At 33.6% G+C, this 13599-nt stretch carries 13 protein-coding genes and 4 pseudogenes; 1 reads left to right on the forward strand and 16 read right to left on the reverse strand.

All coding sequences use genetic code 11. The features are described from left to right. Window positions 1-317: 317 nt before the first annotated feature. Complete coding sequence (locus tag ACYVEC_RS11740; protein ID WP_000798164.1) at window positions 318-680, reverse strand: Na-translocating system protein MpsC family protein; 363 nt, start codon at window positions 678-680, stop codon at window positions 318-320. 366 nt (window positions 681-1046) lie between these two features. Then, window positions 1047-1163 (reverse strand): annotated as a pseudogene (locus ACYVEC_RS11745) (polysaccharide deacetylase family protein); the annotation flags it as partial. A gap of 97 nt (window positions 1164-1260) precedes the next feature. Here ACYVEC_RS11745 and satA point away from each other — a divergent pair. Next, window positions 1261-1818 carry a streptothricin N-acetyltransferase SatA gene (gene satA / locus ACYVEC_RS11750; RefSeq protein ID WP_063223217.1) on the forward strand — a complete coding sequence of 186 codons (558 nt, stop codon included), beginning with the start codon at window positions 1261-1263 and terminating at the stop codon, window positions 1816-1818. Window positions 1819-1916: 98 nt separating this feature from the next. Here the strand turns inward: satA and menA are convergent, their stop codons facing one another. The 14 genes and pseudogenes from menA to ACYVEC_RS11820 all read right to left on the reverse strand — a co-directional run bounded on the left by menA (window position 1917) and on the right by ACYVEC_RS11820 (window position 13358). Then, on the reverse strand, window positions 1917-2828 hold the full coding sequence (gene menA / locus ACYVEC_RS11755) for a 1,4-dihydroxy-2-naphthoate polyprenyltransferase (protein ID WP_063223218.1): 912 nt from the start codon (window positions 2826-2828) through the stop codon (window positions 1917-1919). An 84-nt stretch (window positions 2829-2912) separates the two neighbouring features. Next, window positions 2913-2993: pseudogene (locus ACYVEC_RS11760) on the reverse strand (helix-turn-helix domain-containing protein); the annotation flags it as partial. Window positions 2994-3847: 854 nt separating this feature from the next. Continuing rightward, window positions 3848-4729: an alpha/beta fold hydrolase gene (locus ACYVEC_RS11765; RefSeq protein WP_460506547.1), complete on the reverse strand. Its 882-nt coding sequence runs from the start codon at window positions 4727-4729 to the stop codon at window positions 3848-3850. A 199-nt stretch (window positions 4730-4928) separates the two neighbouring features. Beyond that, complete coding sequence (locus ACYVEC_RS11770) at window positions 4929-5924, reverse strand: CgeB family protein (RefSeq protein WP_460506551.1); 996 nt, start codon at window positions 5922-5924, stop codon at window positions 4929-4931. A 531-nt stretch (window positions 5925-6455) separates the two neighbouring features. Continuing rightward, on the reverse strand, window positions 6456-7304 hold the full coding sequence (locus ACYVEC_RS11775) for a P-loop NTPase family protein (RefSeq protein ID WP_063222232.1): 849 nt from the start codon (window positions 7302-7304) through the stop codon (window positions 6456-6458). 227 nt (window positions 7305-7531) lie between these two features. After that, window positions 7532-7849: pseudogene (locus ACYVEC_RS11780) on the reverse strand (insertion element protein); the annotation flags it as partial. After that, window positions 7837-7917, reverse strand: a pseudogene (locus tag ACYVEC_RS11785) (DJ-1/PfpI family protein); the annotation flags it as partial. The pseudogenes ACYVEC_RS11785 and ACYVEC_RS11780, both read right to left, overlap by 13 nt. 54 nt (window positions 7918-7971) lie before the next feature. Continuing rightward, entirely contained in the window at window positions 7972-8955 is a 984-nt protein-coding gene (locus ACYVEC_RS11790) for a phosphotransferase enzyme family protein (RefSeq protein ID WP_142332760.1), read from the reverse strand. Between the two features lie 86 nt (window positions 8956-9041). Further along, entirely contained in the window at window positions 9042-9872 is an 831-nt protein-coding gene (locus ACYVEC_RS11795; protein WP_063222229.1) for a GNAT family N-acetyltransferase, read from the reverse strand. Between the two features lie 152 nt (window positions 9873-10024). Next, a complete protein-coding gene (arsC, locus tag ACYVEC_RS11800) occupies window positions 10025-10429 on the reverse strand; it encodes an arsenate reductase (thioredoxin) (RefSeq protein ID WP_460506557.1) in 405 nt (134 codons plus the stop codon). Between the two features lie 25 nt (window positions 10430-10454). Beyond that, window positions 10455-11495 carry an ACR3 family arsenite efflux transporter gene (gene arsB, locus ACYVEC_RS11805; protein ID WP_063222227.1) on the reverse strand — a complete coding sequence of 347 codons (1041 nt, stop codon included), beginning with the start codon at window positions 11493-11495 and terminating at the stop codon, window positions 10455-10457. An 18-nt stretch (window positions 11496-11513) separates the two neighbouring features. Beyond that, on the reverse strand, window positions 11514-11951 hold the full coding sequence (locus tag ACYVEC_RS11810; protein ID WP_063222226.1) for an ArsI/CadI family heavy metal resistance metalloenzyme: 438 nt from the start codon (window positions 11949-11951) through the stop codon (window positions 11514-11516). A 60-nt stretch (window positions 11952-12011) separates the two neighbouring features. After that, window positions 12012-12317 carry an arsenical resistance operon transcriptional regulator ArsR gene (gene arsR, locus ACYVEC_RS11815; protein WP_000046016.1) on the reverse strand — a complete coding sequence of 102 codons (306 nt, stop codon included), beginning with the start codon at window positions 12315-12317 and terminating at the stop codon, window positions 12012-12014. A 531-nt stretch (window positions 12318-12848) separates the two neighbouring features. Further along, entirely contained in the window at window positions 12849-13358 is a 510-nt protein-coding gene (locus ACYVEC_RS11820; RefSeq protein WP_460506561.1) for a DinB family protein, read from the reverse strand. Between the last annotated feature and the right edge of the window lie 241 nt (window positions 13359-13599).

The raw sequence follows: 13599 nt of genomic DNA on the forward strand, positions 1-13599 counted from the left end.
CTTTCAATTAAGAAACTTTTTCATTTAGTCAATATTACATATTAAAAAAATGCTAAAGCCTTAATTATAGCAAACTGTTAAAATGAGTATCTATTAATTTTTAAAACAATTATAAGATAAACCATATTAAGCAGTTTGTCAATTTATTTATCCGTTTTTCCGAGCGTTATTTCAATCGAAATTCATTATACGTAAATAATTTCAAGTTTTCTCGTTTTCTAATTATCACCATACTAATAAGATCAACTTGTAGGTGTCTTAATTACCTCACTGCATTTTTAGTGTATCTTCCACTAACCCTACAGTGGTTTTAATTTTTAAAATTTTTCCTCAAGATTATTAAACAATTTAAAAATCATTACTCGTTCACCTGTACGGGAGCTTATATCCGTATGAAAGCTTTTCACTTTTTCTCCAGTTAATTCTAGTATAATCTCTTTCAGATCTTCAATTCCAGATTCAACTAACTCCGAACGATTTTTCTTTATCGTTAGCATACCGTCTTTTGTTTCGCAAACAGTATATTCAGCCGGCGTTAAAATACCTTGTAAATTTACGATAATCATATCCCGTAATATATCTGTCTTAACAGATATAGACCCGCGTCCTAAGTAGTCCTTTTCCCAGTGAGTAATTGCTTTGCTTATCTCTGATTCAATAGAGCCTTTTGAGTTTTTCATCTATGTATCCTCCTTCAATAAAATGTAATTACATTTATAATTACAATAACAATATAATAATCTGGATTGATTTTATTTTCAATTGTTGAGAAGAATTTATAGGAATTGTTGTAAGGTATCCTTTAGTATCATAGTGCAATTTTCATATTACAATATAGATTTTCTCAATTATTCCAAACAAGATACTCTTACTATAAAGACTCTGTTGCATACATTTCTAAAAAGGACATTCCGGAGAAAATAAGAAAGCTCTTGTAACGTAATACATAAACGAAAGAGCCGATTTCTTTATAAAATAGTAAATCGACTTTTGTCTTAGTTATTGATTTAGTAATAAAAACACTTTTTAAAAGAAATAAGCTTATACTATAGTCGTTGATCTTTCTGGAAGTTTAAACGAAAATGACTCTCATCACTGTATATCCCAAATTCATACCCTTGCTCTTTATAAAATTTAATGCTTTCAGAAAGAGCTTGTAATGATAGCCTTACTATTGAAATTCTATTATAATTTTGTAATTGGAATGAATTCGGATCAAATAAAGAACCAGAAGAAATAATATGATTTGGAGGTATCATAATGAGCCTTTTAATTAGAGAGTTAGAAACAAATGATTTAGATAATTTCCCGGAGATTGATGACAGCTTTATAGTGAATGCTCGGTTAATGCTTTCTCTTTCAAAAGTAAATAGACGCATAGAATATACAGTAGAAGACGTTCCGATTTATGAAAAAAGTTATTTACAAAATCAAAATGATAATGAAGAACTAGCGTACAATGAATATATTAATAACCCTAATCAAGTAATTTACATAGCACTGTTACATAACCAAATCATTGGATTCATAGTATTGAAAAAGAATTGGAATCACTATGCTTACATAGAAGATATAACAGTGGATAAAAAATATCGTACACTCGGAGTTGGTAAAAGATTAGTTGACCAAGCAAAGAAGTGGGCAAAAGAAGGCAATATGCCCGGTATCATGCTTGAAACGCAAAATAATAATGTCGCAGCATGTAAGTTCTATGAAAAATGCGGATTTGTAATTGGTGGATTTGATTTTCTTGTTTATAGAGGTTTGGATAAGACAAGTGATGAAGTTGCAATTTATTGGTATTTGCATTTCAAATGAAAATGTTCTTAACGTTAAACAAAAGCAAAATAAAAACCCCAATCTCTCTATATAAAAATTGAGAAATTGGGGTTAAGTCACTTAACAATATTTTTCATTTAAAACCAGTAACTAATTAATAATCCTGCTGATAATAAAAAGCCGAAAATCGTATTTGTCATCGCTGTTGATTTCATGGCGATGCGCATATACCCGGGATCCTTTGCTCCTTTTTGGAAACTTTGAATGGCAGAAATTGGCTTTCTCAAACCTAGGAACATCACTAATGCCCAAGGGCTTATATAACCCATCAATACAATTACAGCAATCCATAAATAAGCAACGAAAAAGGCTACAGCTAGTGTTACCACTGCTTTCTCTCTCCCAAGAAGGATTACTAATGTCTTTCTTCCACCTTTAATATCTTCTTCAATATCTCGGATGTTATTTGACATGTTGATTGCACCGACTAAAATTCCAATTGGAATGGAAATCAATACACTTTCAATCGTTATCGTATTCGTTTGAATAAAGAAAGCAATGAGTACAAAACATGTCCCCATTAACAATCCAGAAACTAATTCTCCAAACGGAGTGTACGCAATTGGTAATGGACCACCTGTATATAAATAGCCCACCGCCATTCCAATTAAACCGATGACGACTAACCACCAGCTACTATTCATACAAATATAAATTCCGATAAGTGCTGCTACTACGTACAATAAAAGCGCAACTGTTAAAACATTTTTTGGTTTCAATCCATGACGGACAATTCCACCACCAATTCCAACAGAATCAGCTGTATCTAATCCACGTTTGAAATCATAGTACTCATTAAATAAATTCGTTGCTATTTGCAATGCTAAACATGCAACCATCATCGCAATAAATAAAAGCCAATCAATTTTGGCAACATAAAGTGATGCCACTGTTCCTAAAATTACAGGAGAAAACGTCGCCGTTAACGTATGCGGGCGTGTCATCTTCCATATTAATTTAGCGGAACTAATTTCTTTTTCTGTCCCCATAACTCTGTTCAATCTCCGATACGATAAACTTAACTAAATCTATACAATTCAATCAAATTTATACAAGTTAGTGCTTCATCGTGTTCTCGCAGCACCAGCATGGTTTCTAAGCACTTTTTCTTGTTCAGGCGTTGGAATCAGTCTGACTTTCTTCGCCAATATCATCAGAATTTAACTCCTTTACTGTGCGATTATTCGGGCACTCATCTTTTAGATAATGAAAGATTGATTCTTCTGAATTGTAGCGTGTTCCATCAGCATTCTCCTAAGACTACTAGGATACAAACCTGTTAATTCCGATACTTGACTAACTCGTGAAAATTTCATTAATATTCTCACCCCATTGAATTTACCACAATGCATAGGTTCGGTAGCTTCAATGGGATTTGATAGATTTAATTAAATTTATCTCGTTCAACTAAGGGCGCAATTCCTTAGCCAGTTCTCTTATGAACTTCTCATATTTTCACATGAGCGCAGACTATATGTTTATCTCTTTAGAGATAGAGGATTTTTCCACCACCATAGGCTTGTGATGTACTCTCGTCAGTTATACGAGATAGTCGTTGAACGTTCATCTTATCCATTTTGACTTAGATGATTCGAGGCGGAAGACCCATTGTTCTAGTGTTTAGGATTTAACCTTACACCATCTGATTGATTTTTTCTGCTTTCGCAACATTCACGCTCGCTATTTCTAGCCACGTTGTAGTTCAATCAGCTTTAGGGATTGCCCGCAGTTAACCCTCACTACTAGCCAATCACTTGACTAGCAGGGCTTACTGATATATTTAATTAACTTTCGTTATAATTGGTTAAATAAATCGTAACAGTTAGTTACCCTACATTTAAGTATAAATTACTAGCAGTATCTTTCTATCTATTTCCTGCTTCATATCTATTATATCAAAAAATGAATTGGTAATAGAACTGTAATGCTCTTGCTTATCCCTCTATCACTCTTGAATTCAGTTTTTCAAAAGAAAGTCCGTTGCTCACATTCGAACAACGGACTTTCTTTATACGAACCATTTTAAAACATCTTCAGCAATCTCTTCTGGTCTATCCCAGTGCATTAAATGCCCTGTATCTGTATAAAGCTTAGTCGTAAGATCAATACGCTTCTTAAATTCCGCAATCTGCAATTCTCTTATTTTTAAATAATCATCTGGAAGATCGTAATACAATAATAAGATATCGCTTTTAATTTTATGAGATTTCAACGTTTTATACACCGTATATTGAAACTTAATTACACCTCGAGCGGTATCGCCAGTAGCATGCCATTTCACTTTACTATCTTCTTCTCGCATTAAGTCATAAACCGCACGTTCTATTAATGGTGACCACCTGCTATAAGCCTTTTTTTCTGATTGGATACATGCTCCTTTACTGTCAAAAATATATTCATCAAAATCTTTTTTGTAATGAGTGATTTCTTCTTCTAATGATCGTGGTGGACACTCTCCTTCTTTCGCATCTTTTAGCTGCGCAAAATAATCTGCATTCATTTTGCCATGATAATAACCACCATCTAATAAAACCATTTTATTCACTTTCTCTGGACATTCTGCTGCATAGTGAAGTGCAACGCTTGCTTCCCATGAATGTGCTACTATATGAAATGTTTCTTTTCCTATCTGCTCAAGTAATGCTACTACCCAATTTGTTAAATGGGATGCACCGTAATCTTCATCCTTCTCAAAATTTGGTGTTTTCCCATGTCCAGGTAGATCAAACGATACAATATGATATTTATCTTTTAAAAGTTCCGCTATTTCTATAAAACTTAATTTTGTACTTCCTAAACCATGAAAACAAATGATTTGAGGATTACTTTTATCCCCCCATTCACAAACACTTGCCTTATATTCACCAAATTCTACAAAAAAGTGATTCACTTTTAATCTCCTCTAATGATCAGATGTAAATTAGTTTGAATACGACATTGTTTTTTCAGAATAAACGAATTCAACAAAATTATCCAAATCCCTTTTTCGCAAATGATTTTTATAGAATACGAGCGTCAACTCTAGTTAAAAGCACCCAACGCTTAATTTCATGTATACCGATGATAATTCATTTAAGTTAATGGTTAAACTACATCTTCACGCCCCTCAAATTAATATAGTTTAATAATTGTATGATTCGTTTATCATATGTGTGATGTTTCAAAGTCCTATCCAGCCCTTTTTCAGCTATACGTTTTCTTTCTTGTACATGTTCCAAATAATAATCAGCTTTTTGTATAAACTCCGATGCACTATTAAAAGTTTCTATTTCAACACCTGGTATGTAATGCTTTGCTACATCTGGGCGTATATCAGTTAATTGAAAAGAACCTACGGCATTAATTTCAAACGTCCTATTATTTACTGAATATGCTTGGATATTTGCAGAATTACAATTCAATTCCTGATCAATTAGTGAACGATGCAAATTTATATTGATTTTAGTAGATACGTAAAATTGTAACGCATCTTCATACTTTGCAAGTGGCAAGAGTTGTATTTTATCCTTTAACCTTTCATAATTCTTTAACTTCTCCCAACCGAACCCTACAATTTTTGTGTTTTTTTCTGCTAAATACTCTGAAATAGAATCAACAAAGTTAATTCTATTTTCAAATGCTGTGCCTATAAAACTAAGATCATACTTATATGTCTCTTCTTTAAGAGAAGGTTTAAATACCTCTTGATTCGCTGCTAAAGGGAGATGAAACACATTATTACATCCTATCCCCCTATAAAACTTGATACAATTTAAATCTTGCGTAAATATGTAATCATAATACGGAACAAGATTTTGTGTTACATCCGTATAATAAGGATCATCTGTTAGCCAAAGCCCAGTAGTAAACCCTGCCTTTTTTAAGAATGGCATAATGTGATAAATTTCTTCACTTAAACCGCTTAGTACCAAAATAAAATCTGGTTTCACTTTTAACGCGGTTTTTATAGCTTTTTCTGGACTCACCATAATTGTATCGCTGTTTACCTTTTGTAGACTATTGAAAATTGCAGCTTCGATCATTGGATAATAAAAAGAAATTCCTGATTGAATAAATAAAATTTTCTTAGGAGTATTGCCTTTCATGTCATTTCCCCCTATTTCTACATAATCAAAGCGCACAAAAATTATCAGGCTTTATTCATTTTCATGACCTCTTACTTTACATGTATAAGCACCGTTTATGTCCATTATGTTGAACTTCCCTCATTTTATAGGCTGATGAGACTTTTGAAGGGGATGCTTCTTGTAACATTGTTTCCTCTTCTTTAGAAGCTGTCACAAAGGGAATAAAATCAGGGTATATTCAGCCAAATTATTAACCATAGAAAATGAATACATAAAAGAAAGAGCCTACTCGTATGAGTAACGGGTTCAGTTTAGGGAGAGAAAAATGCTAATAACCATTAGAAATAACACAATAATTTGTATGCATTTCGCACTCCGTTTCGCATTATAAATAGCAAACTAAAACGCTCAGAAAATATTCTGAGCGTTTTTATGTCCTTCTTCAACTAAAGTACCCGTTAGCGTAAGTACAATATTTCGCAATATGTTACTTTACGCATCAAAAACAGCGGTGCCTTTTTAAAGAATTGCACCAGTTAGTGTAAAAAGCTATTTCACCATTTGTATTGTTAACTTATCTTTTAACATTGACCTATATGAGTCAATTTCATATTTTGTATTATTGATTTTTTCTTTTTTCATTTTTAACATATCGAATATTTCTAACTCTAAATTCCTTCTAGCTTCAAGAACTTTTATCGCTCCTTCTACACCTGAATGGTTATGTTCTTTCCCATAGCCTTGGTTAGTGTAATAGTCGATAATTCCTGTGGACCATTCTGGAGTTCTTTCTTTTAATGCCTTCCTAAATGAAAATTCAAGATTATCTTGTTCTACATACAATAACATTGGATTTAAATTCTCTATGATTTTTGCAACTTTCATTACATAATTTATTATTTTTTCTTTTTGTTCACCATATTTAATCATCCCAATAGTTAATGGATTTTGTATGAAACAACATTCAAAGATATAAACCTTATTGTCTTCTAGAGCAATTTCAGCAAAGTCATTCCATTTGTCAGCAATTAATTCAACATTTTTATCGAATGGTAATTCATATATATCATTTTCAAAAATAGCGTTAAATAATTCGTCTGAAAACTGATCACCAAACTCATTTTTCATCTTACTGTATGGTAATAAATAATTGCTTCCTTTTTTTAGAACTCTTTTAAGAAGCACTTCTTTAAAATCTCCACTGTTAGATAATAATCTATTGAATTCAAATTTATTAAAACAAGATACACCATCATAGTCGGCTGGGTGGTTCAAATTTCCCTCTAAAAATAGTTCAACTTCAATTTTATTTTGGCTTAGAATTTCATTTATTAGCTTTGCAGTGGTTGATTTTCCAAATCCAGGTAAACCTTCTACTATTATTAGTTTTGTATTCATAGTTATAAATCCCTTCCTTCAAAGTATTTAACCAAGATTAAAAAAATCACTTACTTCACTGCAATCACCCCTTCAAAATATGATATCCACCATTTCCTTTGAAAAATTCTTCTTAAAGTAACCTGACCGTTAGTTTAAGAACATTTTTTCAAAATCTCTATCATTATTTTAACATAAATTTTCCATTTACCTTTTTAAAAAATATAGTCCACCATTATTTGAGTGAACTATGTAAAGTAAATTATATCTTTTAAGTCAAACACTTTGTCAGTAATCCCCAATCGTTGTGCTGGTGTTTTTACTGTTTTCTTTTTCCCTTCCTTTGTAGTAAATGGCATACAAAAGTTATAATGAGTTCGAAGTATCGTTAGAGCCATTTGTGCGTATTTTGGATTAAAATTAGAATAGATATAACTTTTACTATCTCCACAAGCTGTCATTAAAGGTCTTTCTGAAATAGACAATCTTCTGCGGATGTTTTGAATAAAAGCATTTACTGCATTGTCGTTTACTTCAAGTATTAAATTGGCAATATCGCTCTTTTGAGTACCCCAAACGGTGCAAAGGAGACGAGCTCTCCGAAGCCATCAAACAATACAATTTGTATTTTCATTTTTAGAACACCTCATATGGTTTCTTTTTAAATCCCAAATTAGGAGCATACATGTTATGTACAAATTAATAATGAAGATAGTCTTTCTCCCCTCACTCTATAAACTTCCAAATGTTCTTCCAATTCCCTCTCATCACTTATTACACTTAGCGTTTTCTTCACAAAATTCCAATTCAAACTACCGGATAACCATAATAATGATGGAAGTCTTTTATAATCATTTGATGTTACAATATTATGAGCCTTATACCCTTCTAATAATGCACTAGCAACACTTGGACTTACTTCATGTGATTGTATTCCTTCTGTGCGAGAATACCACTTTAGTAAAAAGGCTAGTCCTTCAATACGATCAACATATCCAATCGATTCAAAATCTACAATTCCTTTTACCTGTTCACTTGAGTCCCATAAAACATTCAACGGATTTAAATCTGTTTGTACGATAAATTCTAATTCACTCGTATATGCGCACTCTATATGATATTTAGCTAGATTTATATACTCTCGTAATTCTTTGCAGGCGCTTGCCTTACTTTCTAGCATATGAATAAACTGGACATACCCATCCAAATGAGATTTCTTTTGAAAAATCGAGCTTTGAAATGCATTAGAAATATCCTGAATCTTTCTTGCTTCCTTTCCGAAGGCTTTTGCGATAGCTTCTGTACAATATGTAATATGTTCTCCTTCAATCCAATTAGACAATACAAATCGGTATTGTTCATCATTCCAAGTGACAAATGTAAATGACTCTCCCGTCCTATTCTTGTTAATCTGCATAAATGGAATCCCATGCTCGCGTAAATAATACGTAAATCGTACTTGCTCTATCAGTTGTTCGTTTAATAACGCCCCAAAAGCCGGATTGATTGTTCGCTTGCTATTAATAAACCTTGCGGAATATCGCTTTCCATTCACCATAATTTTATAGTGTAAATCTGTATTCCAACTATTATTATGTAATTCCTCTTCTACTGCTAGTGAATGAATTTCTTTAAAATAATTCATTACTACATTTCTTATTATGTGTTTCATACGATTCTTCCTTTATGTAAAAAATTCGTTTTTGTACTTCCGAATAAAAACCTTTTAAAGTGAGGATTTTTTAAGATACACCTAATTTATTCAAATAAAAAACAATACCCTACATAATTAAAGACATTTGTAAATCCTACATTTTCCACAACAGTAACCGAAGGCTTGTTCAATTCCATACAGTCCCAATATGGAGTAATGTCATTCTCCAAACAATCTTTCACAAAACTATGAGCTATCGTTTGAGCTAATTTTCTCCCTCGGTGACCTTCTATCGTTTCAATATCTATACAGTGTATATTGTCAAAGACGAATCCTGAAAAACAAACACTTACAATCATGGTGTCTAAAACTATACAATAGCCTATTCCCTTGTTAAAAAATTTATCAGGTGAGGACCAAAACTCTAAAATTTTTGATTGTAAAAATTCAATATTCTTAAATACGTTCCCTTGATTTTCATAGAGAGCTTTACTCATTTTTAGCACTGTATACCCTTGTTCAATTTTAGGTTCACGATTACCCTCATAATCCTCTTCCTTTAGCGTATACACTCTTTGATTCCAACTCTTTAATTTACGGTGCTGAAATATTCTTTCAATTGTTTTGTTCCACTTTGAATGATTACCAATTGCTTCAAAACAATTTAGTCCAACCTTTCTCGTCTCAGGCTCTATCACATTATCAATAAAACTATTCATTTCATTATTAAACTTTTCATTTTCTGCACTTCCTATAAAAAAGAAGCCATCATTATTACCTAACCAAATAAGTCCTGAATTAGGAGAATAGATGTTATCTACAAATATACGACCAGGATTCAACCCTGCAATTACAGCCTTTACTTCTAATTGCCCTTTTTGATTTACTAAGCTGTTACATTTATAAAAATCAGTCTTGTTTAATTCAGAAATCATATGTTAAACCACCTTTCTGAAACCACTCTATTCTAACCTTATCATTTTATCGGAATATTCTCTATTCCTTTTAATAGTTGTTTTAAACCAATGAAATATATAATAAAAAAAGCCAATCCCCTATACGATAGAAGATTGACCCTTTCCTTTATTTACTCCCCTGTTTTAGAAAATCGTTTTATACGTTCTCCAATTTCATCACGAACCCGTTGAAATTCAGACCATTCTTTTCCTGCTGGATCATCAAATCCCCAGTGAACACGATTCACATGCGACGGAGTAGATGGACATACAGCATCTGCATGACTACAAAGCGTAACGACTAAATCAGCACTATTTAAAATGGTTGCATCAATTATATCTGATGTTTGATTCGTTATGTCGATATTTACTTCGTTCATTGCTTTAATTGCGTTTGGATTTACTCCATGTGCTTCGATTCCTGCAGAATAAACATTCCACTTATCCCCTAAATATTTCTTTCCCCATGCTTCTGCCATTTGGCTTCGGCATGAATTTCCTGTGCATAAAAAGTAAATTGTCTTTTTGTTTTCCATGTTGTTTTCCGCCTTTGTTTTTAAATTATACTGGTTGGTCATTAAAATATTTACGCTTAAACCAAAAAGCAACGTTTACAAGAGCAATCATTACAGGTACTTCAACTAAAGGACCGATAACAGCTGCGAATGCCGCACCGGAATGAATGCCAAATACCCCAACTGCTACAGCAATCGCTAACTCAAAGTTATTACTACCTGCTGTAAATGCTAACGTTGTCGTCACCGGATAGTTTGCACCAATTTTTCTTCCCATAAAGAAAGAAACAAAAAACATCACAATAAAATAAATGAATAACGGAATTGCTATTCTTACTACATCTAATGGCACACTAACAATCATTTCCCCTTTTAAAGAGAACATAACGATGATTGTAAATAGTAATGCAAGTAATGTAAGTGGACTAATCTTAGGTATAAATACCTTTTCATACCACTGTCTCCCTTTTAACTTAACTAGTACAAAGCGTGTCAACATACCTGCTATAAAAGGAATTCCCAAATAGATAAATACTGATTTCGCTACTTCTACCATTGTAATACTAACGATAGCTCCTTCAATTCCTAACCATTCTGGGATTACCGTTACAAACACGTATGCATAAACTGAGAAGAATAACATTTGAAATACCGAATTAAAAGCAACTAAACCAGCGGCATACTCTTTATCCCCATCAGCAAGGTCGTTCCAAACAATCACCATTGCAATACAACGTGCTAAACCAATCATAATGAGCCCGACCATGTATTCTGGCTTATCAGGAAGGAAAATAATTGCTAAAACAAACATAAGTACAGGTCCAATAATCCAGTTTTGTACTAAAGATAGAACTAACACTTTTACATCTTTAAATACCCGACCCATTTCCTCGTAGCGAACCTTCGCTAACGGCGGATACATCATTACAATTAAACCAACAGCAAGTGGAATAGACGTCGTTCCAACTTGTAATGTATTCAGTCCATCTACTACACTAGGAAATAAAAATCCTAAACCAATCCCAACAGCCATCGCTAGAAAAATCCATAGTGTTAAATATCGGTCTAAAAAAGATAAACGTTTCATTTTATTCTCCACCTCCTATTAACAACAAGAATTTTTATCTACTACTTTAGAAGTTGTGCAACAAGATGGATCTTCAATTTTATGAACATCACTATGTGCTTTTGTATAAAAGAACTCCCACTCATTCCCATCCGGATCCGTTACCCAAAACTTATCTTGAACCGCATAGCAACAAGTCGTATCCATCTCATCACGCGCAAAGAAACCTTCTTTTTCTAATCGTTCTTTATGTAATGTGATTTCTTCAGCTGTCTCTACTTGAAAACCAAAATGATTTACCTGATTTCCTTTCACTTCATCTCGTACGTTCAGCGTAAAATTAAGCCCTGGCGTCTCTAATAAAAATTTAGCATAATCCGTTTTCACTTTAACTGGAGACACACCAAATACCTTTTCGTAAAATTCAATAGACTTCTCTAAATTCGTAACATTTATACCAACGTGAACATATCTCATACCTTATTCCTCCTCTTTACATGTTATTAATCAAGTTTTTTTGATTAATAGTATAAAATTTTAACAACAGCTACCTTTGCCTGTTTTTCTAAAGATACAGCATAATTCTTCTGATAATAAATTATTTACTTCCGCATCATTTAAATCATAATAACTCCACGTACCCTTTGTTTCTTTTACAATTAAACCTGCTTCTAATAAAATCTTTAAATGATATGACAACTTAGATTGTGTCATTTCAAAAATCTCTGTTAAATCACATACACAAGTCTGGCCTCGCTGACAAAGTTCATACATAATCTCTAAACGTTTTTGATCAGCCAACGCTTTAAACTTTTTCTCATAGAGCTGAAAATCTTGTGCCATTGTAGTTCACTCTCCCTTCATCAACTTTTTTTGATGTTTATAGTATATACGCTGTTTAGTTCTTTATGCAACTGATTAATCAAGTTTTTTTGATTTATAAAACCTCCCTCGCATCATATCTTTGCTACAATTAAAAAGACCATAGCTTTTTCAAAAGTGAAAAACTACGGTTCTTTTTACAACTTAATAGTTACAATATTTCGGAGGAATGGAGTCTCTATAACTGTTTTAAATTTTAATTTGACCATTATAGAGTAGTGCCCATCACTATCAAGCTAAGAAAAACAAATACCCCCAAATGAAAAAAATCGATATAACTCTTCGGTAAATAAAGATAACTCTTGTTTTTGGTGCATATTCATAAAAAGCACTTCACACTTTCTCATTAACATAAGAGAATAGTAACGTGCTTTTAATTTCAAAAATAGTCTAAATCCTTAAGTTGATGGTTGTGGGGCGGGACCCCAATTAGAACGGTATCTAAGGTTGTATGAGAGGTGTTAGTTCCATTCCAAAGGCCTCAGCTGATGATTAACTCAAGTACCGATTTCGGATGACCCCCATATGATGAAGTTCGTGTCCTGCGATGCCGTACGCGAGAGCGCGCGCCGTAATGCTTAGGTTGTTGGCTGTGCCGTTGCGGGTCCACGCCTCCGCCGGTAGCCCGCGCAGCAATGTGATCGTTGATTGCCGTACGGCCCGGTAGTCTTCGGCCAATTGCTCGGTTGTCCAGCTTCCGAAAGGAGGCATGAACAATTCCTGATCAAAGCTGGTCAGAGGCGTCTGGTCCCCTCTTGCGAACCGGAGCAGGCGGTAGGTCATGACGCGTTCCGCGTCTGCAATGTGGCCCACGACTTCTTTCAGCGTCCATTTTCCTTCCGCATACCGATATGCGGCCTGGCTTTCGGTCAACGATGCCAGAAGCTCGTTCATTTGCTTTTCCTGGGCGAGCAGAATGTCGATGATGTTACCGTCCGGCACCAAACGGATATATTCGCCGGAACCCCCGGCGTATTCTTCTTCTGACGGTCTTTGATTCATGCGTAGTCACCTCTTTATGTAGATATAGAAAATTATAGCACTCGTCTATGTCTAATAAATTCGCGAAATGATAGAACTTCCCTTCTAATAATTGAGGATAAGCAACTATTTAGTTGGTCGGTTGCCACACTATCCTGATTCGTTAGCACAATAAGCAATGCTAATCAATAATGCATAAAAATTATTTGTTATACAATATTTCGAAGGTATTAATATATAATGGAGTGACCCCTGTCAAGTA

The organism is Bacillus sp. MN7755 (genome assembly GCF_054771475.1).

What these genes read in the sequence shown, in the direction of transcription:
- ACYVEC_RS11740 (WP_000798164.1), bottom strand. Translation starts at nt 680, where the DNA reads ATGAAAAACTCAAAAGGCTCTATTGAATCAGAGATAAGCAAAGCAATT.
- satA (WP_063223217.1), top strand. Translation starts at nt 1,261, where the DNA reads ATGAGCCTTTTAATTAGAGAGTTAGAAACAAATGATTTAGATAATTTC.
- menA (WP_063223218.1), bottom strand. Translation starts at nt 2,828, where the DNA reads ATGGGGACAGAAAAAGAAATTAGTTCCGCTAAATTAATATGGAAGATG.
- ACYVEC_RS11770 (WP_460506551.1), bottom strand. Translation starts at nt 5,924, where the DNA reads ATGAAAGGCAATACTCCTAAGAAAATTTTATTTATTCAATCAGGAATT.
- ACYVEC_RS11775 (WP_063222232.1), bottom strand. Translation starts at nt 7,304, where the DNA reads ATGAATACAAAACTAATAATAGTAGAAGGTTTACCTGGATTTGGAAAA.
- ACYVEC_RS11790 (WP_142332760.1), bottom strand. Translation starts at nt 8,955, where the DNA reads ATGAAACACATAATAAGAAATGTAGTAATGAATTATTTTAAAGAAATT.
- ACYVEC_RS11795 (WP_063222229.1), bottom strand. Translation starts at nt 9,872, where the DNA reads ATGATTTCTGAATTAAACAAGACTGATTTTTATAAATGTAACAGCTTA.
- arsC (WP_460506557.1), bottom strand. Translation starts at nt 10,429, where the DNA reads ATGGAAAACAAAAAGACAATTTACTTTTTATGCACAGGAAATTCATGC.
- arsB (WP_063222227.1), bottom strand. Translation starts at nt 11,495, where the DNA reads ATGAAACGTTTATCTTTTTTAGACCGATATTTAACACTATGGATTTTT.
- ACYVEC_RS11810 (WP_063222226.1), bottom strand. Translation starts at nt 11,951, where the DNA reads ATGAGATATGTTCACGTTGGTATAAATGTTACGAATTTAGAGAAGTCT.
- arsR (WP_000046016.1), bottom strand. Translation starts at nt 12,317, where the DNA reads ATGGCACAAGATTTTCAGCTCTATGAGAAAAAGTTTAAAGCGTTGGCT.
- ACYVEC_RS11820 (WP_460506561.1), bottom strand. Translation starts at nt 13,358, where the DNA reads ATGAATCAAAGACCGTCAGAAGAAGAATACGCCGGGGGTTCCGGCGAA.